A 25223-nucleotide genomic window follows, 5' to 3' on the forward strand; every position below is an offset into this window, starting at 1 on the left:
GTCCCGCACCGGACGCGCGGTAGTCCCGCACCGGACGCGCGGTAGTCCCGCACCGGACGTGCGGTAGTCCCGCACCGGACGCGCGTTAGTCGCGCACCGGACGTGCGGTAGTCCCGCACCGGACGTGCGGTAGTCCCGCACCGGACGCGCGTTAGTCGCGGTGGCGAGCGGCTCTGCGCATCTGGCGGGTCACGAAGATCTGCTCGAGATCCACCGACGGGGTTTCCGCCTCGAAGGGGATCCTCCTTCGTTCTCCCTGCCACACTGCATACCCCCTGATGGGTGTGGGCGGCGGCCCACCTTGGCGCTTCACGCGACCCGCGATCCCCTCGGCATCGTGCATGATCTCGTCCGTCGTCCAGCGCACGCCGCGCAGACCGATGTTCGTCAGAGCGGTATGCCGTGTCTCCTCGCTGGCGAGGCGGTGGCGCACAGACTCCTCTGCTGGGACGGTCGGGGACATATCGAGGAAGTACTTGCCCAGGCCGTCGGCCTCGAGGAAGGTGCCGCTTCCGGACAGGAGTCCGTCCACCCTGGCGAGGAAACGGTCGTGGTCATCGAAGATGTCGACCTGAGCCAGCGGCAGGGACACGCCCTGCTCGTAGAGGGAGATGAAAGAGAAGGACTCCAGCCAGGTCTCGCGGCGAGGGTCGCTCAGTGCCACCGCAGCGAGCGCCTTAGGCCGCCCAAGCCAACGTTTGTGCAGGTGAAGCTCGCGGAGGAGCGAGGGGCGGGTCACGAGCTCTCGGCGGAGCGCATCGTCGATGAGCGCTGTTCCGTGAGCGAGGCGCCTGGTGCGCGCAGCGTCGGCGATGGTCCGCAGCGGAGTCGTGGTGCGCAGACCTTCCACCTCGGTCACCGGGATCCTGACGGAGTCGCTGTGGTGGAGGGTGACTCCGGGTTCGCGGCGGGAGCGCTGAACGGACTCCACAGCCGTGATCTCGACCGGTGCCATTGGCGAGATGCTGATAGCCAATCCGTGGAGCAGGGCGGCGCTGCTGTGGCTGGCCACGTGCCCGGGGAATCGACTGAGTTGGTGCCGCAGCCGGAGCAGGTGGTCTGCCTGGGTCCGCTCCCACTCCTCCTGATCAGGACGCACCGGCGTCAGGGGTGCGTACTGCCCCCGCGACAGCCGGACGACCTCGCCGAGATGCACCCATTCGTCGAGCTGGCGTCGACTGATTCCGAGTTCGCGGCAGAGTTGGGGAGTGAACGGCGTCGGGAGGGTGCTGGGATCCACGCTCCCACGGTGGGGCGTCGCGAGAGCACGAACCAGGTCATGGCCGAAAGATGTGGACGACGGAGACGCTGGCCGGATGGATGTGGATGCGGACGCTCACGTCGACTGGCATGTACCTATTGCGCGTCCGGTGAGTGACGAACGCGCGTCCGGTGCAGAAGTGGGGGCGGTCAGGTGGCGCTGGTGGCGCTGGTGGCGTCGGCGGTCTGGGCGCGCAGGGCGCGGGCCACGGCGTCGCGGTTCTCCGCGATGGTGCGGCGCAGGCTGTTGGAGGCGTCCGGGTGCGCCGAGAGCCACGACTCGCTGGCCTCCAGCAGGGCCGGTGTGGCTAGCGCCAGCGGATAGAAGCCCACGGCGAGCGACTCGGCGATGTGGTGCGTCCGCTCGTCCCAGACCTGGGCGATGACGTCGTGGTAGCGGTCCAGATACGGCTCCAGGAGCTCCTCGTCGTGGACCCGGCCGAAGCCCAGCGCCATCGCCGCGAGCACCGAGTTGGAGAGCCCCGCGGTCTCCACCGCGTCCACCCAGGCCTGCTCCTTCGCCTCCGGCGTGGGCCGCGCGGCGAGCGCCCGGGCGGCCTTCTCGTGGCCCGTCGCGGTGTTGTCGCGCTCCCGCTCGGCGGCGATCTCCTCCTCGCCGACCGCGCCGGCGGTCGCGAGCGCGGTGAGCAGGGTCCAGCGCATGTCCTGGTCGACGGTCAGCCCGTCCAGTGTGCGCTCACCGGAGAGCAGCCCCCGCACCGCCGCGACGTCGTCGGACGACTGCGCGAAGGACACCCACGCGGTCACCAGCTGCAGCTGCGCGTCGCTGCCCGCCTCGGCCTGCTCGGCGCACCGGCGCAACCCGGAGGTGAGCTGGGCGACGACGGCGTCCCGGTGCGCGGGCGCCGTGTAGGTGAGCGCGGCCGCGCTCACCTGCTGGATGAGCACCCGCAGCAGGGTCGAGTCCGTCTCACCGGGCAGGGCGTCGAGCACGAGGGTGACGTAGTCGCTCGCCGGCATCTCGCCGTCCCGCGTCATGTCCCAGGCCGCGCCGAGCACCAGCGCCCGCGGCAGCGACTCCTCGAAGTCCCGGATGTGCCCCAACGCGGTGGTCAGCGACCGCTCGTCCAGCCGGATCTTGGCATACGCCAGGTCGTCGTCGTTGACCAGCAGCAGGTCCGGCATGGCCGTCCCCACCAGCTGCGGCACCTCGGTCCGCTCCCCGTCGACGTCGAGCTCGACGCGCTCGACCCGGCGCAGCGCCCCGTCGGTCATCGAGTATGCGCCCACCGCCAGCCGGTGCGGCCGCTGCGTCGGGTGCTCGGCCGGCGTCGTCTGGAGGATCGCGAGCGAGGTGATCGTGCCGTCCTCGGCGACCTCGATCTCCGGGCGCAACGTGTTGACGCCCGCCGTCTCCAGCCAGACCTCGCTCCACGACGACAGCTCACGGCCGCTGGTCGCCTCCAGCTCCACGAGCAGGTCGCGCAGGGTCGTGTTGCCCCACGCGTGCTTGGCGAAGTAGGCCCGCAGCCCGTCCCGGAACGGCTCGCGACCGACATACGCGACGAGCTGCTTGAGCACGGACGCACCCTTGGCGTAGGTGATGCCGTCGAAGTTCACCTCGACCGCCGCGAGGTCGACCATGTCGGCGGCGACCGGGTGGGTCGAGGACAGCTGGTCCTGCTTGTAGGCCCAGGCCTTCTCCGCGGTCCCGAAGGTGGTCCACGCATCCGCCCACTGCGTCGCCTCGGCCTGCGCCGTGGTGGAGGCCCACTCGGCGAACGACTCGTTGAGCCACAGGTCGTCCCACCAGGTCATCGTCACCAGGTCGCCGAACCACATGTGCGCCAGCTCGTGCAGGATCGTCAGCGCGCGTCGCTCGACGATCGCCTCGGTGACCTTGGACCGGAAGACGTAGTTCTCGACGATGGTGACGCACCCGGCGTTCTCCATCGCGCCCATGTTGTACTCCGGCGTGAAGATCTGGTCGTACTTCGTGAAGGGGTAGGCGCAGTCGAACTCCTCCTCGAAGAACGCGAACCCCTTCTTCGTCACGTCGAGGATGTTGTCGGCGTCGAGGTATGCCGTGAGGCTCTTGCGGCAGAACACGCCCAGGGGGACGTCGCCGCCGCGGGTGCTCACCTCGTCGCGCACCACGTCGTAGGGGCCGGCGACGAGCGCGGTGATGTAGGAGGAGATCCGCGCGGTCGCGGGGAAGGCCCAGGTCGCGATCTGGTCGGCCGGCACCCCGTCGGCGTTGCGCGCGTCCGCAGCCGCCGTCGGCTCCGGCGTCGGCTCGTTGGAGATGACCTGCCAGTGCGCCGGTGCGGTGACGGCGAAGGCGAAGGTGGCCTTGAGGTCGGGCTGCTCGAAGACGGGATACATCCGGCGGCTGTCCGGCACCTCGAACTGCGTGTAGAGGTAGACCTCGCCGTCGGCCGGGTCGACGAACCGGTGCAGCCCCTCACCGGTGTTCATGTAGGCGCCGGTCGCCTCGACGGTCAGCTCGTTGCGCCCGGCCAGCTCGGGCAGCTGGATGCGGGAGTCGGCCCAGACCTGCGCCACGTCGAGCTCGGTGCCGTTGAGCACGACCCGCTCGACCGAGGGGCCCACGAAGTCGATCCAGGTGGACTCGCCGGGACGCTCGCAGCTGAAGACCACGGTGCTGCTCGTGGCGAAGGTCTCCGGACCGCAGGTGAGGTCGAGGACGACGTCGTAGGACTCGGTCTGGATGAGCGCGGAGCGCGCGGCGGCCTCGTCACGGGTCAGGTTGGTGCCGGGCATGCAGGTTTCTCCTCATCGAGCGGGGGGCTGGGGCCGGGGCGAGCTCCAGGGTATGCCGTGTCACGATGGTCGCATGACGCATCACGAGTCCTCGGTCCAGCCCGGCGCAGGGTCGACCACCCACGCCGAGATGTTCTTCGACCCTGCCTGCCCCTGGGCCTGGATGACTTCGCGCTGGCTCATGGAGGCTGCCCAGGTGCGCGACCTGGAGATCACCTGGTCGGTGATGAGTCTGGCCGTGCTCAACGAGGGCCGTGACCTCGACCCCGGCTACCGCGAGATGCTCGACCGCGCCTGGGGCCCGGTGCGCACCATCATCGCCGCCACGGACGACCTCCCCGCGGACGAGGCCAACGAGCTGCGCAAGAAGATGTACGACGCCTACGGCCAGCGCATCCACCTCGAGGGCCGGGGGACCGACGAGGCCGAGGCCATCACCCGTGAGGTCGTCGAGGAGCTGGGCCTGGACCCGGCGCTCGCCGAGGCCGGTGCCAGCGAGGAACGCGACGAGGCGCTGCGCGCCAGCCATCAGCGGGCGATCGACCTCGTGGGCGACGACGTCGGCACGCCCGTCGTGTCGGTCGAGGACGTCGCCTTCTTCGGCCCGGTCGTCACGCCGGCTCCCAAGGGCGAGGCGGCCGGGAAGCTCTGGGACGGCTGCCTGCTCGTCGCGGGTACCCCGGGTTTCTACGAGATCAAGCGGACCCGCACCGTGGGCCCGGACTTCAGCTGAGCCGCCGAGGGCGAGGAGAGCACGACATGCGCGTTCACATCGGCGGCGACCACGCCGCCTACGAGATGCAGCGGGACCTCGTCTCCTGGCTGGCCGAGCAGGGCCACGACGTCGTCGACCACGGCCCGGTCGACTATGACGCGCAGGACGACTACCCCGTCTTCGTGCTCCGCGCCGCCGAGGCAGTGGCCGCCGACCCCGAGTCCCTGGGCGTCGTCCTGGGTGGCTCGGGAAACGGGGAGCAGATGGCGGCCAACAAGGTCGCGGGCATCCGCGCGGCGCTCGCCTACAACCCCGAGCTGGCGCGCCTGACGCGCGAGCACAATGACGCGCAGGTGGTCTCGCTCGGGGCGCGGATGCATACCCTCGAGGAGGGGCGCGCCATCGTCGCCGCCTTCCTGGAGACGGCCTTCTCCGGTGAGGAGCGGCACCAGCGGCGCATCGACATGATGCTGGCCTACGAGGCCGACGGCACGGTCCCGCCGCTGTCCTGACACCGCACGATGCGCTGACAGCAGGACCCCCGCCCGGGTGATCCGGGCGGGGGTCCTGTCGGTGTCACGGGGGACTCAGGCGTTGTCGTCCTCGTTGCTCTCGCCCTCGACGCCGCCGAGCTGGTCGGCCCGGTCGTTGGCGAAGTCCTGCGCCTTGTCGACGTGCTCGGAGTGCTTGCCGCCGGTCTTCTCGTCGACGAAGTCGCCGCCCTGCTCGATGCCCTGGTCGACCTTGTCCTCGTGCTGACCGGCCAGGTCCTTGGCCTTGTCCATGAAGCCCATCTGTGGATAGTCCTCTCGTTGGGGCGGACGCTCCGGTGCGAAGCGCCCATCTCGCGGCTCCACTGCACCACACTCGTGCGGCGGTGTCGACCGCAGGGACGGTGCGGACTCGCCGCGGCGGCGCCCCCCGTGGTGGCTCCGCGCGCCTCAGCCGCGCAACCGCCAGGTGACCTCGACGGTCGCCACGACCTCGTGGTCGTCGGCGTCGACCGGTGGGCCTGCCGCCGAGGTCATCGCCATCCGGGTGACCGGTCCGGGGCGGTCCGGGGTGGTCTCGCGGATCCGCAGGGCTGGTCCCAGCGCCCGGTCCACGAGCGCGGCGTAGTGCTCGGCCCGTGCCCGGGCGTCGGCGACCGCGGCCTCGCGGGCGCGCTCGTGCAAGGGCGCGATGTCGGTCACCTCCGGGCGCAGCTGCTCGACCGAGAGGGCGTCGCCGACCTGCGCCGCCAGGTGCGCGATGAGGTGACCCGCGGCCGCCGGGTCGGCGCTGCGCACCCGCAGCGACTGGTATGCCGTGTGCCCCGCCGCGCCGCCGCGCGTCGTGCGCGCGTGGAGACCGAGCCCGTGGGTGCGCACCCGCTGGTCCGGCAGCGCGGCGGTCGCCGCCTCGGAGGCACGGGTGAGGGCGTCGAGCGAATCGGTGACGGTGCGGCCGTGGCCCTCGAGCCGCAGGTCGATGACCAGGGCATCGGGCGCGGCGCCAGCCCTGCCCGTTCCGGTCACCACGATGCTGTCGGCACCGGCCGCGGCCTGCCGCCCCATCTCGTCCTCGTCGCTCATGCGGGACAGCGTAGGGCTCGGCGGTGACAATGGTCTCGTGAGCCGCAGGTGGGTGCTCCACGTCGACATGGACCAGTTCCTCGCGGCGGTCGAGCTGCTGCGCCGGCCCGAGCTGGTCGGCCGTCCCGTCGTGGTCGGGGGCCGGGGTGACCCGACCGAGCGCGCCGTGGTGTCGACCGCGAGCTACGAGGCACGGGAGTTCGGGGTCCGCTCCGGTATGCCGTTGCGCGTCGCCGCGCGTCGGTGCCCCGAGGCGGTCTTCCTGCCGGTGGACTTCCCGGTCTACGAGGCCGCCTCGGAGCAGGTCATGGAGACGTTGCGGGCGGTCCCGGGGGCGGTGGTGCAGGTGCTGGGCTGGGACGAGGCCTTCGTCGGGGTGGAGACCGACGACGTCTCGGCCACCGCGGTGGAGGTCCAGGCTGCGGTCCTGGAGGCCACGGCCCTGCACTGCTCGGTGGGGATCGGCGACACCCTCGTGCGCGCCAAGACCGCGACCGACTTCGGCAAGCCCCGCGGCACCTACCAGCTCACCGAGGAGACGTGGCTGGAGGTGATGGGTCCCCGATCGACGACCGCGTTGTGGGGGGTCGGCACGCGCATCGCCACCCGCCTGGAGTCGCTCGGCATCACGACGGTCACCGAGCTCGCGCACGCCGACGACACGGTGCTGCAGGGGGAGTTCGGCCCGACCAGCGGCCCGCGGCTGGCCGAGCTGGGGCGCGGTGGGGGCGCCGCCTGGCCCGACGACACGCCATGGGTCCCGCGTGCGCGGGGGCGGGAGACGACATACCAGGAGGATCTGGTGGGACCCTATGAGGTCCGAGAAGCGTTGCGAGAGCTGGCGATCCGGGTGATGGAGGACATCCGCGAGGAAGGGCGGCCGGTGCAGCGGGTCTTCCTCAAGGTGCGCTTCGCGCCGTTCTTCACCTTCACGCGTGGACGCAAGCTGCCGGAGCCGACCACCGACCCGGAGGTGCTGGCGCGCACGGCCTTCGCACTCTACGAACGGCTGGAGGACGATCGGCCGGTGCGGCTGCTGGGCGTGCGGGGGGAGCTGGTGCCCCCACCGGGCGGATACTGACGCGGCGTGATCGGATGGGGTCATGAAGATTGGCATCATCATCGGGTCCCTCCGCGAGGGCCGCAAGGGCGAGAGCGTCGGACGCTGGGTGGCCGAGCAGGCCGCGGCGCGCGCGAGCGACACCGAGTTCGAGGTCATCGACCTCAAGACCTTCGGCGTGCCCCTCCTAGAGTGGGAGAAGGTGCCCGGCGGCGCGAAGAAGCAGTATCCGCACGAGTCGGTGCTGGCCTGGAGTGCCGCGATCGACGCCTGTGACGGCTTCGTGCTGGTGACGCCGGAGTACAACCACTCCGTCCCGGGCGGTTTCAAGAACGCGACGGACTGGCTCTACCCGGAGTGGCAGGGCAAGGCGGCCGGGATGGTCGGCTACGGATCTGAGGGCGGGGTCCGGGCGATCGAGCACTGGCGGCTGATCCTGGCCAACTACAGCATGGTCGTCGTGCGCCAGCAGGTCTCGCTGTCGACCTTCGCGGAGTTCGACGGCGCCCGGGTGACCCCCAACGACCGGCGCCCGGACGAGCTGTCGACGTTGCTGGATCAGGTCGAGGAGGCCGCGCGCCGCCAGCAGTCCTGACCGGCGCGGTGCCCTCGTGGAGCGGGTGACGGGAATCGAACCCGCGTAGCCAGTTTGGAAGACTGGGGCTCTACCATTGAGCTACACCCGCGCGGCCCGTGGAGCATCCTCGCGAGGGATCGCGATGTCCTCCCCGGTGGGCCGATCACGTAGTCTAAACCCTTGCCTGTCACGCGATCTCACGTGGCCGCGAGACGGGGTATGGCGCAGCTTGGTAGCGCGTCCGCTTTGGGAGCGGAAGGCCGCCGGTTCGAATCCGGCTACCCCGACCACCTAGCATGGTGACGATTCGCGTGTGCGCCCGCGGCCAGACCGCGAGCCCGCGAGCACGACATACCCCCGACATGACAAACGGAGCACCAGCAGTGAAGAGCGCTGTCGAGACCCTGACCCCGACCCGGGTCAAGCTGACCGTCGAGGTCCCCGCCGCCGACCTCCAGCCCCGCCTGGACGCCGCCTACAAGAACATCGGCGCGAACGTCCAGATCCCGGGCTTCCGGAAGGGCAAGGTGCCGCAGCGGATCATCGACCAGCGCTTCGGCCGCGGCGCCGTGGTCCAGGAGGCCGTCAACGACGCGCTTCCCGAGTACTACACGCAGGCCATGCAGGACAACGACCTCACGCCGCTGTCCCAGCCCGAGGTCAACCTCACCTCGCTGCCGATGGAGGAGGGCCAGGACTTCGCGTTCGAGGCCGAGGTCGACATCGTGCCGCAGTTCGAGCTGCCCGACTTCTCCGGCATCGCCGTCGAGGTCGACCCGGCCGCCGCGAGCGATGACGATGTGCAGGCGCGCGTCGACAACCTGCGGGAGCGCTTCGGCAGCCTCAAGCCCATCAAGCGCAAGGCCAAGACCGGTGACCACCTCACCATCGATCTGACCGCGAAGATCGGCGACGAGGAGATCGACAGCGTGACCGGCGTCTCCTACGAGATCGGCTCCGGCACCATGCTGGACGGGCTCGACAAGGCGCTGCGCGGCACCAAGACCGGCGACACGGTGGAGTTCACCTCCCCGCTGGCCGGTGGGGACCGCGCCGGCGAGAAGGCCGATGTCACGGTGACCGTGCAGGCCGCCAAGGAGCGTGAGCTGCCCGAGCTGGACGACGACTTCGCCCAGCTGGCGAGCCAGTTCGACACCATGGACGAGCTCCGGGCGGACCTCGAGCAGCAGGCCGAGCAGGGCGCCCGCTTCGAGCAGGGTGTCGCCGCGCGCGACAAGGTCCTCCAGGCCATGCTTGAGATGGTCGAGATCCCCGTGCCCGACAGCCTCGTCGAGGCCGAGGTGCACCGTCACCTCGAGGGTGAGGACCGGCTCGAGGACGACGAGCACCGTGCTGAGGTCACCGAGTCGACCACCAAGGCCATGCAGACGCAGTTCTTGCTCGACGCGCTGGTCAAGCGGGACGAGGTCGAGGTCGAGCAGGGCGAGCTCATCGAGTACATCATGATGACCGCCCAGCAGTACGGCATGAACCCGCAGGAGTTCGCCCAGCAGATCGACCAGCAGGGTCAGATCCAGGCCATGGTCGCCGAGGTGGGGCGCCGTAAGGCCCTGGCCAACGTCCTGGAGCAGGCGACCGTCACCGACACCGACGGCAACGCGGTCGACCTCGACGCGATCGAGGGTGACGACGACGCCGACGACGAGGCCGCCGAGGAGGTCGCGCCCGGTGACCAGGTGGTCGAGGCTGCCGAGGCCGAGGCCGAGGTCGACGACGACGCCGACGTGGACGCCGACGCCGACGCGGAGGCGGAGGCGCCCGCCGCGAAGGCCTGAGTCACGGCATACCTGAGCTTGGGGCGACCTGAGCGCAGAAGTCGCCCGTCGGCAGCGAAGGATCCGCTGTCGACGGGCGACTTCTGTGCTCAGGTGCGGGACGGGATCCGGCCTGCGGCCCGAGAGGTATGGCGTCGCTCAGGGGAGGGCGTCGACGGCGCGCTGCGGGGCGCGCACGGCGGGCGTCACGGCGCGCTGCTCGTGCAGCGCCAGGGCGACGACGGTGCTGACGACGAGCGCCATGCCCAGCCACTGGGTGGGCTCCGGGCGGCTGCCGAAGGCCACGACGCCGACCAGCGCGGCGGTGAGGGGGAAGGCCAGCTCGGCGAGGGTGGCGCGCGAGGCCGGGGTCCGACCGAGCGCGCGGTAGTAGAGGATCATCGCCGCCAGGCCGGGGAGCAGCGCGAGGGCGAGGATCGACGGGGCGGCCGAGAGGGGGACGGCCAGCGGCGTGCTCGTCAGCCCGGCGATCGCGGCCAGCGTCGCCAGCCCGACCGCGAAGCGCAACGCCGCGAGGTCGACGAAACGGAGCTCCGCGCTCGCGCGGCGCCCCAGGACCGTGCCGCAGGCCCACAGTGTCGCCGCGCCGAGGGCCAGGAGCGCCGCCTGGGCCGAGCTGATGCTCACGGCGAGCGGATCGGCGAAGGTCATGAGCCACGCCCCGACGAGCGCGGGGAGCAGGAAGAGCAGATAGGACCGGCGCAGGCGCTCGCCGAGGAGCAGCGCGGCCAGGGCCAGGGCGATGAGCGGCTGCAGCTTCTGCAGCACCTGGGGCGTGATCGGGTCGCCGAGGCGGAAGGCCGCGGTGAAGAGGGTCGTCGCGAGGGCCGAGCTGCCCGCGCCGATGACGAGGACCGACAGCTGGGTGCCCAGGCTCGCGGCGCGGAGTCGGCGCACGGCCGGCACGAGCCAGGGGAGCAGCAGCAGGGTGAGCAGCACGTGCTCCCAGAAGACGATGGCCAGCGACGGGAGCTCGCGGGCCAGCGGCTCGCGCCACAGCCCGGAGAGCCCCCAGAGCGAGGCGGCCAGGGCGACCAGCCAGGTCCGGTCGGAGCGAGAGATCTGCGCAGCCACGCTCCCCAGCCTCGCAGACCGGCCCCACCGCCCACCCACCCCGTCCGCACCGGACGCGCGTGCCGCTATGCGGACCAGCCGTCCGGTCAGCGGAACGGGCGCTCGGTGTGTCACGAACGGGCGCTCGGTGTGTGACGAACGTGCGCTCGGTGTGTGACGAACGTGCGTCCGGTGCGGGGGAGGGGGAGTGAGTGGGTGGAGGTGAGGGGACCCCGAGTGCGCTCACGGCGAACACAGCGGCCGGTGGGGAGTTTCGGGTCAGGGCCGGACGTTAGGGTCATGGACAAGCGACCGTGCCGCCGACGGCAGTCCCGTGACCGGGAGGGCTCACCCCGAGCCGCCCAGCGGGCATCGACGGCAGACCCTGACGAAGCGAGGGAAGCAGCACATGACCGACGACATCTCGATGGCCGAGCGCCCGGCGGTGGCCGGGCTCGACGACCAGATCTACAACCGGCTGCTCAAGGAGCGGATCATCTTCCTGGGGTCGGAGGTGCGCGACGACAACGCCAACGCCATCTGCGCGCAGCTGCTGCTCCTCGCGGCCGAGGACCCCGAGAAGGACATCTGGCTCTACATCAACTCCCCGGGTGGGTCGGTGACCGCCGGCATGGCGATCTTCGACACCATGCAGTGGATCCCCAACGACGTCGCCACCGTGGCGATGGGCCTCGCGGCGTCGATGGGCCAGTTCCTGCTCTCGGCCGGTGAGCGTGGCAAGCGCTACGCCACGCCGCACGCCCGCGTCATGATGCACCAGCCCTCGGGCGGCATCGGTGGCACGGCGTCCGACATCAAGATCCAGGCCGAGCAGATGCTGCACATCAAGAAGCAGATGGCCGAGCTCATCGCCGACCACACCGGTCAGTCCGTCGAGCAGATCACCAAGGACTCCGACCGGGACCGCTGGTTCACGGCCACCGAGGCCAAGGACTACGGCTTCGTCGACCACGTCTACGAGCGCGCGGGCGACGCCCCGGGCGAGCAGACCTCCTGACCGGCCGCGAGCGAGAAGAGATGACTGACATGACCCACCTGCCCCACGCCGGCGCGACGGGCCGCCTGCACGTCCCGGCCCCCAGCAGCCGTTACATCCTGCCGCAGTTCGAGGAGCGCACCTCCTACGGCACCAAGCGCCAGGACCCCTACACCAAGCTCTTCGAGGACCGCATCATCTTCCTCGGCGTGCAGGTCGACGACGCCTCGGCGGACGACATCATCGCCCAGCTCATCGTGCTGGAGAGCCAGGACCCGGATCGCGACATCCTCATGTACATCAACTCGCCCGGTGGCTCGTTCACCGCGCTGACCGCGATCTACGACACGATGCAGTACATCAAGCCCGATGTGCAGACCTTCGTCATCGGCCAGGCCGCCTCTGCCGCGGCCGTGCTGCTCGCTGCGGGCGCCAAGGGCAAGCGCTTCGCGCTCCCGAACGCCCGGGTGCTCATCCACCAGCCGGCGCTGATGGGCGGCGACTACGGCCAGGCCTCGGACATCGAGATCCAGGCCAACGAGGTGCTCCGGATGCGCACCTGGCTCGAGGAGACCTGGGCCCTGCACTCGGGCAAGACGGTCGACGAGGTGCGCACGGACATCGAGCGCGACAAAATCCTCACCGCCGCCGAGGCCAAGGACTACGGCCTCGTCGACGAGGTCCTCGCCTCCCGCAAGGCCTCGCTCGACGACTGAGGCACGACGCAGCACCGCGCACCCGGCGCGACCACACCGGCGGCCGGCTCCCCACCCGGGGAGCCGGCCGTCCGGCATACCAGGGGGCTTTCCTCACTCCCGGCGAAGCCCGCCCTTCCTGCTCAGGTATGCCGTGTCCCCCGTTGCGCTGTCAGCGGATCACGCGGCCAACACGCGGGCCCCGTGGGTAAAACCGTGCCGAGAGGGGGTCGGGCAAGGTAGCGTCTAGGGGACAGGGCGAGCGCGCCTCGCCCCGACCGATTCCCAGACGCAGGAAGGACGGCCGAGTGGCACGCATGGGTGAGAGCAGCGAGCTGCTGAAGTGCTCTTTCTGCGGGAAGAGCCAGAAGCAGGTCAAGAAGCTGATCGCCGGGCCCGGCGTCTACATCTGCGACGAGTGCATCGACCTGTGCAACGAGATCATCGAGGAGGAGCTGGCCGAGTCGACCGATCTCGGGCTGGGGCAGCTGCCCAAGCCACGGGAGATCTTCGAGTTCCTGCAGTCCTACGTCGTCGGCCAGGACCCGGCCAAGCGGGCCCTCGCAGTGGCGGTCTACAACCACTACAAGCGGATCCAGGCGGGGGACGGCGCCAAGGGGAGCGGCGGCGACGAGTCGGTCGACATCGCCAAGTCCAACATCCTGCTCATCGGCCCGACGGGCTGCGGCAAGACCTATCTCGCCCAGACCCTGGCCAAGATGCTCAACGTCCCGTTCGCCATCGCCGACGCGACGGCGCTGACCGAGGCCGGCTACGTCGGTGAGGACGTCGAGAATATCCTGCTCAAGCTGATCCAGGCCGCCGACTTCGACGTCAAGAAGGCCGAGACCGGGATCATCTACATCGACGAGATCGACAAGATCGCCCGCAAGAGCGAGAACCCCTCGATCACCCGCGACGTCTCGGGGGAGGGCGTGCAGCAGGCGCTGCTGAAGATCCTGGAGGGCACGGTGGCGAGCGTGCCGCCGCAGGGGGGCCGCAAGCACCCGCACCAGGAGTTCATCCAGATCGACACCGGCAACGTCCTCTTCATCGTCGGCGGCGCCTTCGCCGGCATGGAGAAGATCATCGAGTCCCGCACCGGCAAGCAGGGTCTTGGCTTCGGCGCCGAGCTCAAGGCCGCCAAGGACGCCGGGGAGCACTTCGGCGACGTGCTGCCGGAGGACCTCATGAAGTTCGGGCTCATCCCGGAGTTCATCGGGCGGCTGCCGGTCATCACCACCGTCGCCCCGCTCGACCGCGACGCGCTGGTCAATATCCTCACCGAGCCGCGCAACGCGCTCGTGAAGCAGTACCAGAAGATGTTCGAGATCGACGGCGTGGAGCTGGAGTTCGAGCACGAGGCCCTGGAGGCCATCGCCGACCAGGCGCTGCTGCGCGGCACCGGCGCGCGCGGGCTCCGGGCGATCCTCGAGGAGGTCCTCCTTCCGGTGATGTTCGACGTGCCTTCCGATGAGGAGATCGCCAAGGTCGTCATCACCCGCGAGGTCGTGGCGGAGAACGTCAACCCGACGATCGTGCGCCGGGACGTCGCGCCGCGCAAGCGCCAGCAGCGCAAGGAGAGCGCCTGAGTCTCGCCCCCCGCAGGGGTCCAGACCCCGGTGGAGGTATGCCGTGACGCCGGCCAGGAGGTCGGCTGCTCCGCGCGGTCCGCGTCGTCCGGGAGAGCCGCCCACGCCTTCCGCCCCGGCCCAGGTCTGCCCGGGTCGACGTCTGTCTCAGCCCAGCCGGGCGATCCCCACGCCGAGCACGTAGCTCGCCGCCCCGATCCCCACGAGCAGCAGGCTGAGGGTCGCCACCGCGAAGGCGAGGCCGTCTCCGGCCAGCGTGTCCTCCCGCACCAACCGGTCGTGCACGTGCCGGTAGCGCCGCGTCGCCCGCACGTAGGCCCACCCGGCCCCGAACACCCCTCCGGCGCCGAGCAGCACCGCCCCGGTGAAGCCCAGCGTGTCGCCGGAGAAGCGGGCCAGGGCCGCCGCGACGACAGCCAGCGCGAGGCAGGTCCGGCGCCAGGCCAGCAGCGTGCGCTCCGGCTGCAGGCCGGGGTCGTAGTGCTGGGCCTGCGTGGGCGTGCTCATCCGAGCCGGACCAGGAAGCCGACCGCCACCAGCAGGGTCGCGAACACGACGCCGATGGCGATGAACGGTCCGATCGCGAGCGAGGGCAGCGTGCGCCCGGCCCGGATCGCGCGCTCGACGCGCAGCCAGCCCACCCACGACTGCAGGGCCGCGAGCACGCCCAGCACGATGAAGACCGTGGCCGCCGCCAGCCGGTAGCCGGGGTCGATCGGCACGTCGAGCGCCTCGAGCGCCACCCCGGCCGCGAGGAAGGCCAGCGACGTGCGGATCCAGGCCAGGAAGGTCCGCTCGTTGGCCAGGCTAAAGCGTGGATCGGGGTCGGTGCCGAGGGCGTAGACGAAGCGCGGGAAGCGCTGGTCGCCGCCCGGCTCCTCGCCGTCCTGCTGCTCTGTCATGACACACCTCCGTCGGCCCGCCACCGCTGCCGCAGCACGACATATCCCACCAGGCCCGCAGCCAGCAGCGCCAGCGCCGCGATCGCCGGCAGCGGTCCGTCGAGCGACGGCGCCCCGGCGAGCACCCCGGCCAGCCCCCACACGAGCAGGGTGAGGGCGGCGACGACGGCGGTGCGGACGGCATACCGGAGGACGACGGCGCGCGGGAGAGTCGCCTGCGGCGGCACCGACGCGGCGAGCGCGGCGCTGGCGTGGACGAGCAGCAGGCTCCAGGCCGCCGGGAGCAGCGCCCAGTGCCACGTCGCGTCGACCCCGGCCCACCAGGCGGCGACCGACCAGAGGATGAAGACGGCCGGCATCGCACCGTTGGGCTGATAGACCACCAGGGCCCCGAGCACCACCGTGCCCACCCAGGCGACCGGGCCCGCGGCGTCGGCGGCGACGAGCGAGAGCGCGAAGAGCACCGCGCCCGCCAGGGCGACGAGCCGGACCCGTTGGTGGCTCGGGCTGGCGGAGCGGAGGTTGAGCCAGTGCTCGGTGAGCTCGCCCATCTCAGACCCCCACCCGGCGGCCGCGGTGGGCCAGCTCGCGGAGCACGACGTCGAGGCTCCCCGGCCCCAGCCAGGGCACCACGGCGACGCCCTGGGCCTGGATCGCCCGGATCTCCCGGTCGCGCTCGAGCAGCCTGATCCGCCAGGCGGTGCGCGCGAGCGCATCCCGGTCGGCGCGGGGTATGACGTCGTCCCCGACCTCGACGAGCGCGTCGACCACGACGACGGAGAGTCCGCGGGCGGCGAGCATCGCCGCCTGGGTGAGCGCGTCGGGGGAGACGAGGGCGGAGATCATCACCACGAGGGTCCCGTCGCGGACCCCGAGGTGGACGCGCCGCGGGTCCGTCTCGTCGTCGACGGCGGGCACGACCCGGCTGAGGGTGTCGAGGATGCGCACCCCGTGCCGCGTGCCGGTGCCGATCGGGACGGTGAGCGGGGTGCGGGCCGAGAGCACCCGCAGGCTCACCCGGTCTCCTTGCTGCAGGAAGTGCTCGCTCACCGCGGCGGCCGCCCGGACGCTCCGGTCCAGCGAGCTGGCCCCGCCCTTCACGCCGCCGGAGCGGCCGAGGTCGTAGTGCGCGTCGACGAGGACGGCGACGTGGGTGTCCTGGTCGGCATAGCTCGAGGTGACGTGCAGCTCGCCGGTGCGGCTGGAGCGGGGCCAGTGGATGCGCCGCAGCCGGTCACCGACCTGGAAGGGCCGCAGCGACGCGAACTCGCTGCCCTCGCCCGGCCGCGACGACCGGTGCATGCCGACCAGCCCTCGTGGGTGCGGGGCGGGCGCGGAGGAGTCGAAGGCCGCCGGCTGGGGCAGCACCCGCAGCCCCTGGGCGTCCAGCGACAGCGGTCCCCAGCGGTAGGCCCCCCACGCGCTGGCCGCCCCGACCTGCATCGGGCCGATCCGGCGGGTGCCCCACCGGGTCGCGCGGATGCCGACGAGCAGCCGGCGGCGGCCGTCGATGAGCGGGCCCTCGACGTCGACCACCGAGGCGGTCCGTTGGGTCACCTGGTCGTCGGCGTCGAGCACCTGCTTGGCCCGCTCCCGCAGGACCGCCTTGACGAAGGGGGCGGGGGAGAGTGCGGCGGCCAGCACCTCCGCTCCGTCGACCGGCTCGATGTCGGCCACGGCCAACGCCTGCTCGCCCTCGCGGATCTGGGCGTGGGAGAGCGCGAAGCGCGGGTCCGGCAGCTCCTGAGGACGGGTGACCAGGCTCCATCCCAGGACGATCGCCAGCGGGGCGGCCAGCACGAGCAGGTCGGGTCGCCGGAAGAGCAGGGCGACGGGCGCCACGAAGAGGATCAGGGCCATGCAGCGGGCCAGGGCGTGCGTGGGCCGCCACGCGTCGAGCTTCTCGATCGCCGCCATGGGCGCCGGTCAGGCCGAGGCCGAGGGCCGCTGCGCGTCCTCGTCCGTGGTCGAGGCCCCGGTGCGGGAGCCGGGGACGGGCACCTGGCCCAGGGCGGCGGTGACGACGGATGACCCGCCCGTGTCCGACATCCACAGCTCGGGCTTGATCGAGATGCGGTGGTCGAGCACGGCGTGGGCGACCGCCTTGACGTCCTCGGGGGTGATGTAGTCGCGGCCGTGCACCACGGCATACGCCCGGGCGGTGAGCATGAGCGCGAGCGAGCCGCGCGGGGAGGAGCCGACGAGGACCGCCTTGTGCCGACGGGTCGCCGCCGCGAGCTCGACGCAGTAGCGGGAGATGTCGTCCTCGACCGGGACCGTCTCGATCGCGGCCTGCATCGCGGCCAGGCCCTCGGCGTCGGTGACGGGCGGCAGCTGCTGGTCCTCGGTCTGCCGGGCGACCCGCCGACGCAGGACGTCCCACTCCTCCTCGGGGGAGGGATAGCCGAAGGAGACCCGCATGAGGAAGCGGTCGAGCTGGGCCTCGGGGAGCGGGTAGGTGCCTTCGTACTCCACCGGGTTGGCGGTCGCGAGCACGTGGAAGGGCTGCGGCAGGGCGAAGGTCTGGCCCTCGACGGTGACCTGGTGCTCCTGCATCGCCTCCAGCAGCGCCGACTGGGTCTTGGGCGGGGTGCGGTTGATCTCGTCGGCGAGCAGCAACCCGGTGAACAGCGGTCCGGGGCGGAAGGCGAACTCCGTCTGCTTCTGGTCGAAGACGAAGGACCCGGTGAGGTCGGAGGGGAGCAGGTCGGGGGTGAACTGCGCCCGGGTGAAGTCCAGCCCCAGCGTCTGGGCGAAGGAGCGTGCGGCGAGCGTCTTGCCCAGCCCGGGGTAGTCCTCCAGCAGCACGTGCCCGCGCGCCAGCACCGCCGTGAGCACCAGCGTCAGGGCATCGCGCTTGCCGACGACGGCCTGCTCGACCCGGTCGAGCACCTCCGCGGCCCGGCGGGAGACGTCCTCGGTCGTGAGGGCCACGGTGCTGGTGTTGGTGCTGGTCTGGCTCACAGCTTCTCGACTCCTTCGATGGCGGTATGCAGTGCGCTCTTGCTGCGCTTGCGCGCGTCGGTGGGTGGGGCGGCGAGGTAGCGCCACAGCTGGGGGTCCATGACGCGCTGGGCGTCCTCGGGATGGGTCTCCAGGTCGATGTCGTGCAGGGCGCGCAGCCGCTCGGCGGCCAGCTCGCGGATGACGGGGTAGATGTCGTCGCCGCGGTCGTCCCGCTCCAGGGCGTCGCGCAGGTCGCGGCGCAGCCGCACCAGCCGGTAGTCCATGACGTCCGGGGGAACGGCTTCCTGCCGGGGCGTCGAGACCCAGTAGGCCTGGTCGACGTCCTCGCCGAGGCGGGCGACGGCATACAGGGTCAGCGTGGCGACCGTGCCACCGAGGAGCACCACGAGCACGGCAGGGAGGAGGCCGTAGGGCAACGAGCCGATGAACCACAGCCCGGCCCCCAGGCCCAGCGTGATGATGGTCGCGGGCACCAGGCTGCGCCGCAGGTCGCGCGGGAGCCGGGCGAGCGGACCGCTGCCGGGGGTCACCGGCCGCCCTCCCCGCCCGCGGTGCGTGCGTCGTCCGCGAGCCGCTGCGCCTCGGCGGCGCGCTCGGCCTCGGCGGCCCGGATCTGCTCGTCGAGCACGCGTTGGCGCAGGTCCTCGTGGATCCGCTCCAGCGCGGCGATCGCCTGGTCCCGCTGCTCCTCGGTGACCGGGTGGCGGGAGAAGCGCGCCTCGCGGTAGGCCGCGGACAGCGACCCGATGGCGTCGGGATCGACCTGCCAGCGGCCCAGCACCCGGGTGGTGAGCTCGGCGGCGGTCTCGGACGGGTCGTCGCGCAGGCCCGAGCGGCGGGCCGCCTCCTCCAGCGCGACCCAGCACGCCACGACCGCGTTGCGCGGGTCCGACTCCGAGAGCGCGCGGTAGCGCACGTCGTCACCGCTGGCCTCGAGCAGGGCGACGAGCTCCTCGTCGTCCTCCGGGGTGAGCGCGAGCGGCTCGCGCCGCTTCCGGCCCAGCAGCAGCTTGATCACCATGAGGATGACCGTGACGACGATGAAGAGGAAGCCGATGAGCAGCCAGTCGACCGCCGGCTCGGCTCGCCCTTCGGGCTCGGCGCCCGCGCTCGGCGGCGCCTCGGCGTCGCGGGTGATCTCGATGGGGTCCATCGAGACCGGGGGAGCGCCCCAGGTGCCCTGCGGCGGCCCGACGAGCGTGCTGCCGCTGCTGGAGCCCCAGAGCAGCAGGGCCAGAGCCCCGATGGCAGCGCAGAGCGCGACGACCACCGTCGGTGTCAGACCCCTGCGCATGAGGGTCAGCCTAGGCGGGTGCCTCCGCCAGGGCGACGTCCTGGACCTCCAGCGCGTCGCCAACGGAGAAGGTCAGCTCACCGGTGACCTTGCCCGCGGCGCGCAGGTCGGGCAGCGCCGCGCGCACCCGCTCCAGCTCCTGCTCCGGCGCGGTGACGGTGGCCTCGCTGATCGGGGTGCGCATCTTGACCTTGGCCTCCGACTTGGCGCGGCGCAAGCCGGCCAGGGCCTGGCCCACGGTGCCGAGCAGGCCCGGGTCGCCCCCCTCGGCCGCGGCCGACAGCTCGGCCGTCACCGGCCAGGGCTGGGTATGCACCGAGCTGCCCTCCTCGTGCCACCACGACCAGACCTCCTCGGCCGCGAAGGACAGCACCGGGGCGAGCAACCGCAGCTGCACCGAGAGCGCCAGCCGCAGCGCGGCCCGGGCCGAGACCGTCTCGGCGGTCGGGTCGGTGGTGGGCCCGTCGGCGCTGAACTCCCCGCCGTAGGCCCGCTCCTTGACCAGCTCGAGGTAGTCGTCGCAGAAGGTCCAGAAGAAGGACTCCGTGACGTCGAGCGCGGTGGAGTAGTCCCAGCCCTCGTAGGCCGTCGTCGCCCGGGAGACGACCTCGGTCAGCGAGGCCAGCATCGCGCGGTCCAGCGGCTCGGTGACCAGCGCGGGCTCGTCGCTGCCCTCGGGCAGCTCGCCGAAGCCGAGCACGAACGTGCTCGCGTTGAGCAGCTTGATGGCCAGCCGGCGCCCGACCTTGACCTGGCCCGGGTCGTCGACGGTGTCGACGCCCGGCCGTGCGGCCGCGGCCCAGTAGCGGACCGCGTCGGTGCCGTGCTGCTCTAGCATCCCCAGCGGGGTGGTGGCGTTGCCCTTGGACTTGCTCATCTTCTTGCGGTCCGGGTCGAGGATCCAGCCGTTGAGGTAGGCATCGGTCCAGGGCACGGAGCCGTGCTCGTGGTGGGCGCGGACCATCGTCGCGAAGAGCCAGGTCCGGATGATGTCGTGGCCCTGCGGGCGCATGTCGAAGGGGAAGATCGCCTCGAAGAGCTCGGCGTCCGAACCCTCGCCGTCGCCACCCTGCGTCGGCCAGCCGCCGGCGATCTGCGGCGACAGCGAGCTGGTGGCCCAGGTGTCCATGACGTCGGTGTCGGCGGTGAAGCCGCCCGGCTGGTCCCGCTGGTCCTCGGTGAAGCCGTCGGGCGCGTCGCTCACCGGGTCGACCGGCAGGCGCGACTCGTCCGGCACCAGCACGGTGTCGTGGTCGACCTCACCGTGGGCGTCCACGGCATACCAGACCGGGAAGGGGACGCCGAAGAAGCGCTGGCGGCTGATGAGCCAGTCGCCGTTGAGGCCCTCGACCCAGTTCGTGTAGCGGCTGCGCATGAAGGCGGGGTGGAAGTCCACCTCCTCGCCGCGGGCGATGAGGTCGGCGCGCAGCTGCTCGTCACGGCCGCCGTTGCGGATGAACCACTGACGGCTGGTGACGATCTCCAGGGGCTTCTCGCCCCGCTCGTAGAAGTTGGCCTTGCGCTGCGTCGTCGTCGGCTCGCCGTCCAGGTCGCCGCTCTCGCGCAGCGCCTGCACCACGGCCTCACGGGCGGAGTGGACGGTCTTGCCGGCGAGCTGCTCGGCATAGAGCGACTCGCCGGGGCCGCCGGCGATCCACTCCGGGGTGTCGGCCTGCAGCCGACCGGAGCGGGTGATGACCGACCGGGTGGGCAGCGACAGCTCACGCCACCACTGCACGTCGGTCATGTCGCCGAAGGTGCAGCACATCGCGATGCCGGCGCCCTTGTCCATCTCGGCGAGGGGGTGGGCGAGCACCGGCACCTCGACCCCGAACAGCGGCGAGGTGACCGTGGTGCCGAAGAGCTCGGCATACCGCTCGTCGTCCGGGTGCGCGATGAGCGCGACCACCGAGCAGATCAGCTCCGGGCGGGTCGTCTCGATGTGCACCGGGGTGCCGTCGGGGCGGTGGTAGGCGACGCGGTGATAAGCGCCCGGATAGTCGCGCGCCTCGAGCTCGGCCTGGGCGACCGCGGTCTGGAAGGTGATGTCCCACAGGCCCGGGGCCTCGGACTGGTATGCCTCACCGCGCGCGAGGTTGCGCAGGAAGGCCTGCTGGGCGACGGCGCGGGAGCGGTCCTCGATGGTGCGGTACTGCGTGTTCCAGTCTATGGCGAGCCCGAGGCGGCGGAAGACCTCCTCGAAGGCCTGCTCGTCGAGCAGGGTCAGCTCCTCGCAGAGCTCGATGAAGGTGGCCCGCCCGACCGGCACCTGGTCGGCGGCCTTGAGCGCCTTGCCCTCACCGCCGCGCTGGGGCGGGGTGAAGTCCGGGTCGTAGGGCAGCGTCGCATCACCGCGGACGCCGTAGTAGTTCTGCACCCGCTTCTCGGTCGGCAGGCCGTTGTCGTCCCAGCCGATGGGATAGAAGACGTGCTTGCCGGTCATCCGGTGGTAGCGCGCGAGGCAGTCGGCCTGGGTGTAGCCGAAGACGTGGCCCAGGTGCAGGGTCCCCGACGCCGTCGGCGGCGGGGTGTCGACCGCGAAGATCTGCTCGCGCGGACCGGCCAGCGCCGCCTCCCGGTCGAAGGCGTAGACGTCGGTGTCCTTCCATACCGCGACCCACTTCTCCTCGAGTCCGTCGACGGACGGGCGCTCCGGCAGCTGGGCCGGGCGCGGGGGAGCGAGGTCGCGTGAGGTCATGCCCGGTATTCTCACAGACTGCGGAGTATGCCTTCACCGTGGTTTGTCGGCGCGGGGCCGGCGTCCTCAACGATGACGTGGCGGCAGGTGTTCCCCAGTCGTGTCACGTTTTGGTCACGATCGGGGTATGTCGTTGACCAGTCCGGTCTTGTAGCACACCGTGTGACGCATGTTGCGATCTATTCCCCTGTCCATGGCCGAGGCGGTCGAGGATCCCCAGTGGGTCCAGAACCTCGAGTCCGGAGTCGACTCGGCCTTCGAGGCCATCACCTATTGGTCCGGCGTGATCATCTTCTTCACCATCCCAGGCATCCCGATGCCGTTCGTGATCATGTGGCTGCTGGCGGCAGCGGTCATCATCTCGATCTACTTCGGCTTCATCCAGTTCCGCGGCATGAAGGTCGCCTGGGAGACCGTCCGCGGGAAGTACTCCTCGGCCGACGACCCCGGCGAGATCCCGCACTACCAGGCCCTGACCTCCGCGGTGTCCGGGACCGTGGGCCTCGGCAACATCGCCGGTGTCGGCGCGGCCGTAACCCTCGGCGGTCCGGGCGCGACCTTCTGGATGGTGCTCGCCGGACTCTTCGGCATGGCGACGAAGTTCGCCGAGTGCACGCTGGGCGTGAAGTACCGCGAGATCCGTGCTGACGGAACGGTCTCCGGCGGTCCGTTCAAGTACCTCCCCGTGGCCTTCAGCAAGTTCCCCAAGTTCCTGTCGGTCGGCCTCACCGGGCTGTTCGCCGTGGCGATCCTGCTGTTCGGCGTCGGTGGCGGCAACATGTTCCAGGCCAACCAGACGTACTCCCAGGCGCTCGAGGTCACGGGTGGTGAGGACAGCTTCATGGCCTCCACGTCCGCGGCGCTCATCTTCGGTCTGGTGCTCGCAGCCGTCATCGGCGCCGTCATCATCGGCGGGATGAAGTCGATCGGCCGCGTGACCTCGACCCTGGTGCCGCTCATGGGTGGTATCTACGTCCTGGCCTGCCTGGTCGTGATCCTGTTCAATATTGCGAACATCCCGGCCGCTATCGGCGAGATCCTGGGTGGTGCCTTTACCGCCGAGGGGGTCACCGGTGGCTTCGTCGGAGCGTTGGTCGTCGGCCTGACCCGGTCGGCCTTCTCCAACGAAGCCGGTCTCGGGTCCGCCCCGATCGCGCACTCGACCGTCAAGACGCGGCGGCCGGTCTCCGAAGGCTTCGTCGCAATGTTCGAGCCCTTCATCGACACCGTGCTGATCTGCACCATGACCGCGCTGACCATCATCTTCGCAGACACGCAGTTCTACGCCGACGAGCGCCTCAAGACCTTCGATGGCTCTGACACCTACGAGGAGGGCTACGCGCCGTCCGGGGTCGCGATCACGTCGGCGTCCTTCGAGGAGCACATCAGCTGGTTCCCCTACGTCCTGGCGATCGCCGTCGCGCTGTTCGCAGTGTCGACGCTCATCACCTGGTCCTACTACGGCCAGCGCGCCTGGAACTACCTCTTCGGCGACACCAGGACCTCGACGCTGATCTACCGTGTCGTCTTCCTGACCTTCACCGTCGCGGGCTGCATCCTGACCTTCGGTCAGGTGCTGACCTTCGCGGACAACTTCCTGTTCGTCTGCGCCTTCGTCAACCTGCTCGGCGTCTACATGCTGCTGCCGGTCATCAAGCGCGAGATGAACGAGTACCTCGCCGACCGCCAGAGCGGCAAGCTCGCCGAGCTCGGCAAGCTGGACGCGGACAAGGAGATCGCGGTGGCGGACCTCGCCGAGGGCAACCAGGTCCGTGACGCCTCCGGCAAGAACGCCCTCGCCGACCCGGACGACGACGGCTTCGGCGCGGGTGGCGCCACCGTGCCGCGCGACCGCCGCTGACGGCATACCGCAACGGCTCGAGGGCCGGGAGCAGCCACGTGCTGCTCCCGGCCCTCGGTCGTCCCGGCGACCCGCGCGAGTCGGACGGTTCAGCTACGCACGGCCCAGCCCCTGCCCGCAGCCGCCCCCGGTCCCGCCGCCACGCCCGTCCCCACCGGCTCAGCTACGCACGTGCGTAGCTGAGCCGTTTCGGGTCGGCGCGCCGTCGGCACGGGCTCCTCGTGGCGCGGTGCGGTTCACGAGGATCGGCGCCAGGGCTGCTCGGGGAAGTGCTCCGCGACGCTGGCCGGCGCCCACGCGGGCAGCGGCTTGTCGTAGCCCCGCTCGGCCAGGACGCCCGCGATGCGCCGGACCGTCGCCCACGGGGTGGCGTGGATGTCGGGGCTGCGCACGATGACGACCCGCCATCCCCGACCGTCCAGCCATTCGCGGCGATCGATGTCGTGCCCCCACTGCCTGGGGTCCTCGGCGTGGTGCCTGCCGTCGTACTCGATGGCCACGCGCAAGTCGGGATAGCTCAGGTCCAACCGGTACCGGGTGAGCCCGTCGTCATCCACCAGACTCAGCTGGACACGAGGCTCGGGAAAGCCGGATAGCACCAGCAGCAGGCGCAGTCTCGTCTCCATCGGGGACTCCGCACCCTTCCGCACGAGGGAGGCCGCCCGCCGGGCAAGCCGGGTGCCGGACCGCTGCGCCGCAGCCACGAGCTCGTCAGGGCGAACGCGGCGTCGGTGCACCAGGGAGTCGCCCAGCACCACCAGGTCGACCAGATCCAGATGCTCGGCGAGGTCGAGAAAGGTCTGCACCGGCGTGGTGACGCGGATGCCGCGGTGGGTCTTCGTCTGCATCGCGGTGTTGACGTGCCACTGCAGGCCCTGCCGCCGCCGCCGATCCTCCGGGCTTCGGGCGCTCAGATGGACCAGGGGTGACTCCGGCACCGCCGCGCCGTAGATCTGCGCGGCGGTGGTGTGGCTGATCACGCCGCCAGGTGCGACCAGCAGGGCTGCCTGTGCCATCAGGCGGGCGTCCAGGTCGACCGTCGCGAGGATCCGTACGCTCCCGAACAACCGCCGGAACCTCGGCCCGTCCAGGGCGTGCTTGCTCAGACCCGCGGCCAGTCCAGCCTGGCGCAGGAAGGGTCGCGAGAGATCGAGATCCGAGTCTGGTGAGCTCATGACTGCTCACGGTGCCCCAGGAGCGGTGGGTCCGACAGAACTTATCCACAGGGTCCTGTCTTCGTCCCACCGGCCCGCCCACCCCGCCGCCACGCCCACCCCGCCGCCACGCCCGCCCCGCCGCCACACTCGTCCCGTCGCCACGCTCGTCCCCACCGGCTCAGCTACGCACGTGCGTAGCTGAGCCGGTTCGGGTCGGCGTGTCGTCGCCCGCGGCGGCGGGTAGCATGGGGGCACAGGCGCTCGAGCCGTCATCAGCGGT

23 protein-coding genes and 2 tRNA genes are annotated in these 25223 nt (G+C 71.2%); 10 read left to right on the top strand and 15 right to left on the bottom strand.

Features of this window, described 5'->3' with window-relative positions; genetic code table 11:
• Positions 1 to 151: 151 nt before the first annotated feature.
• Both AC5PYY_RS08895 and pepN read right to left on the bottom strand, forming a co-directional pair.
• Positions 152 to 1240: a type IV toxin-antitoxin system AbiEi family antitoxin domain-containing protein gene (locus AC5PYY_RS08895; protein ID WP_493896463.1), complete on the bottom strand. Its 1089-nt coding sequence runs from the start codon at positions 1238 to 1240 to the stop codon at positions 152 to 154.
• A gap of 170 nt (positions 1241 to 1410) precedes the next feature.
• On the bottom strand, positions 1411 to 4005 hold the full coding sequence (pepN, locus tag AC5PYY_RS08900) for an aminopeptidase N (RefSeq protein ID WP_493896464.1): 2595 nt from the start codon (positions 4003 to 4005) through the stop codon (positions 1411 to 1413).
• Between the two features lie 73 nt (positions 4006 to 4078).
• Here pepN and AC5PYY_RS08905 point away from each other — a divergent pair, with 73 nt between their 5' ends.
• Positions 4079 to 4738 carry a mycothiol-dependent nitroreductase Rv2466c family protein gene (locus AC5PYY_RS08905; protein WP_493896465.1) on the top strand — a complete coding sequence of 220 codons (660 nt, stop codon included), beginning with the start codon at positions 4079 to 4081 and terminating at the stop codon, positions 4736 to 4738.
• Positions 4739 to 4764: 26 nt separating this feature from the next.
• Entirely contained in the window at positions 4765 to 5232 is a 468-nt protein-coding gene (locus tag AC5PYY_RS08910) for a ribose-5-phosphate isomerase (protein ID WP_493896466.1), read from the top strand.
• A gap of 75 nt (positions 5233 to 5307) precedes the next feature.
• On the opposite strand, the gene AC5PYY_RS08915 is transcribed toward AC5PYY_RS08910, so the two are convergent.
• The gene (locus tag AC5PYY_RS08915; protein WP_493896467.1) at positions 5308 to 5514 is read right to left on the bottom strand and encodes an antitoxin; all 207 of its coding nucleotides are present in this window, start codon (positions 5512 to 5514) and stop codon (positions 5308 to 5310) included.
• Between the two features lie 147 nt (positions 5515 to 5661).
• Complete coding sequence (locus tag AC5PYY_RS08920; RefSeq protein ID WP_493896468.1) at positions 5662 to 6294, bottom strand: SIMPL domain-containing protein; 633 nt, start codon at positions 6292 to 6294, stop codon at positions 5662 to 5664.
• Between the two features lie 37 nt (positions 6295 to 6331).
• Here AC5PYY_RS08920 and AC5PYY_RS08925 point away from each other — a divergent pair, with 37 nt between their 5' ends.
• On the top strand, positions 6332 to 7375 hold the full coding sequence (locus AC5PYY_RS08925; protein WP_493896469.1) for a DNA polymerase IV: 1044 nt from the start codon (positions 6332 to 6334) through the stop codon (positions 7373 to 7375).
• A gap of 22 nt (positions 7376 to 7397) precedes the next feature.
• Positions 7398 to 7949: an NADPH-dependent FMN reductase gene (locus tag AC5PYY_RS08930; RefSeq protein WP_493896470.1), complete on the top strand. Its 552-nt coding sequence runs from the start codon at positions 7398 to 7400 to the stop codon at positions 7947 to 7949.
• Positions 7950 to 7966: 17 nt separating this feature from the next.
• Here the strand turns inward: AC5PYY_RS08930 and AC5PYY_RS08935 are convergent.
• Positions 7967 to 8040 (bottom strand) — tRNA-Gly (locus AC5PYY_RS08935).
• A gap of 104 nt (positions 8041 to 8144) precedes the next feature.
• On the opposite strand from AC5PYY_RS08935, the gene AC5PYY_RS08940 reads away from it, so the two are divergent.
• Positions 8145 to 8221, top strand: a tRNA-Pro gene (locus AC5PYY_RS08940).
• 93 nt (positions 8222 to 8314) lie between these two features.
• Entirely contained in the window at positions 8315 to 9727 is a 1413-nt protein-coding gene (gene tig / locus AC5PYY_RS08945; protein ID WP_493896471.1) for a trigger factor, read from the top strand.
• Positions 9728 to 9865: 138 nt separating this feature from the next.
• Here tig and AC5PYY_RS08950 read toward each other — a convergent pair whose 3' ends face one another.
• A complete protein-coding gene (locus AC5PYY_RS08950) occupies positions 9866 to 10801 on the bottom strand; it encodes a DMT family transporter (RefSeq protein WP_493896472.1) in 936 nt (311 codons plus the stop codon).
• Between the two features lie 388 nt (positions 10802 to 11189).
• Here AC5PYY_RS08950 and AC5PYY_RS08955 point away from each other — a divergent pair, with 388 nt between their 5' ends.
• The 3 genes from AC5PYY_RS08955 to clpX all read left to right on the top strand — a co-directional run bounded on the left by AC5PYY_RS08955 (position 11190) and on the right by clpX (position 14064).
• Positions 11190 to 11798 (top strand): ATP-dependent Clp protease proteolytic subunit, encoded by a 609-nt coding sequence (locus AC5PYY_RS08955; RefSeq protein ID WP_493896473.1) that lies wholly within the window; start codon positions 11190 to 11192, stop codon positions 11796 to 11798.
• Between the two features lie 20 nt (positions 11799 to 11818).
• Positions 11819 to 12493 (top strand): ATP-dependent Clp protease proteolytic subunit, encoded by a 675-nt coding sequence (locus AC5PYY_RS08960; RefSeq protein WP_493896474.1) that lies wholly within the window; start codon positions 11819 to 11821, stop codon positions 12491 to 12493.
• A 287-nt stretch (positions 12494 to 12780) separates the two neighbouring features.
• Positions 12781 to 14064, top strand: coding sequence for an ATP-dependent Clp protease ATP-binding subunit ClpX (gene clpX / locus AC5PYY_RS08965; RefSeq protein ID WP_493896475.1), 1284 nt, complete (start codon positions 12781 to 12783; stop codon positions 14062 to 14064).
• Positions 14065 to 14211: 147 nt separating this feature from the next.
• Here clpX and AC5PYY_RS08970 read toward each other — a convergent pair whose 3' ends face one another.
• From AC5PYY_RS08970 to valS, 8 genes are read right to left on the bottom strand one after another with little or no spacing between them, the layout of a single operon-like run.
• On the bottom strand, positions 14212 to 14571 hold the full coding sequence (locus tag AC5PYY_RS08970; RefSeq protein ID WP_493896476.1) for a DUF202 domain-containing protein: 360 nt from the start codon (positions 14569 to 14571) through the stop codon (positions 14212 to 14214).
• Positions 14568 to 14966 (bottom strand): YidH family protein, encoded by a 399-nt coding sequence (locus AC5PYY_RS08975; RefSeq protein WP_493896477.1) that lies wholly within the window; start codon positions 14964 to 14966, stop codon positions 14568 to 14570. Before AC5PYY_RS08975 ends, AC5PYY_RS08970 begins: the two co-directional genes overlap by 4 nt.
• Positions 14963 to 15517 carry a hypothetical protein gene (locus AC5PYY_RS08980; protein ID WP_493896478.1) on the bottom strand — a complete coding sequence of 185 codons (555 nt, stop codon included), beginning with the start codon at positions 15515 to 15517 and terminating at the stop codon, positions 14963 to 14965. The genes AC5PYY_RS08975 and AC5PYY_RS08980 overlap by 4 nt, the downstream gene beginning before the upstream one ends.
• Position 15518: 1 nt before the next feature.
• Positions 15519 to 16883 carry a DUF58 domain-containing protein gene (locus tag AC5PYY_RS08985; protein WP_493896479.1) on the bottom strand — a complete coding sequence of 455 codons (1365 nt, stop codon included), beginning with the start codon at positions 16881 to 16883 and terminating at the stop codon, positions 15519 to 15521.
• Positions 16884 to 16892: 9 nt separating this feature from the next.
• Positions 16893 to 17930: an AAA family ATPase gene (locus AC5PYY_RS08990; protein WP_493896480.1), complete on the bottom strand. Its 1038-nt coding sequence runs from the start codon at positions 17928 to 17930 to the stop codon at positions 16893 to 16895.
• Positions 17927 to 18463: a hypothetical protein gene (locus AC5PYY_RS08995; protein ID WP_493896481.1), complete on the bottom strand. Its 537-nt coding sequence runs from the start codon at positions 18461 to 18463 to the stop codon at positions 17927 to 17929. The genes AC5PYY_RS08990 and AC5PYY_RS08995 overlap by 4 nt, the downstream gene beginning before the upstream one ends.
• Entirely contained in the window at positions 18460 to 19227 is a 768-nt protein-coding gene (locus AC5PYY_RS09000) for a DUF4129 domain-containing protein (protein ID WP_493896482.1), read from the bottom strand. The genes AC5PYY_RS08995 and AC5PYY_RS09000 overlap by 4 nt, the downstream gene beginning before the upstream one ends.
• A 10-nt stretch (positions 19228 to 19237) precedes the next feature.
• Positions 19238 to 21925, bottom strand: a complete 2688-nt coding sequence (gene valS, locus AC5PYY_RS09005) for a valine--tRNA ligase (protein ID WP_493896483.1) — start codon at positions 21923 to 21925, stop codon at positions 19238 to 19240.
• 169 nt (positions 21926 to 22094) lie between these two features.
• Here valS and AC5PYY_RS09010 point away from each other — a divergent pair, with 169 nt between their 5' ends.
• Positions 22095 to 23786 carry an alanine/glycine:cation symporter family protein gene (locus AC5PYY_RS09010; protein ID WP_493896484.1) on the top strand — a complete coding sequence of 564 codons (1692 nt, stop codon included), beginning with the start codon at positions 22095 to 22097 and terminating at the stop codon, positions 23784 to 23786.
• 236 nt (positions 23787 to 24022) lie between these two features.
• On the opposite strand, the gene AC5PYY_RS09015 is transcribed toward AC5PYY_RS09010, so the two are convergent.
• Positions 24023 to 24961, bottom strand: a complete 939-nt coding sequence (locus AC5PYY_RS09015) for a DUF559 domain-containing protein (RefSeq protein ID WP_493896485.1) — start codon at positions 24959 to 24961, stop codon at positions 24023 to 24025.
• Positions 24962 to 25223: the final 262 nt, after the last annotated feature.

This window comes from Serinicoccus sp. JS2-9 (assembly GCF_059025165.1).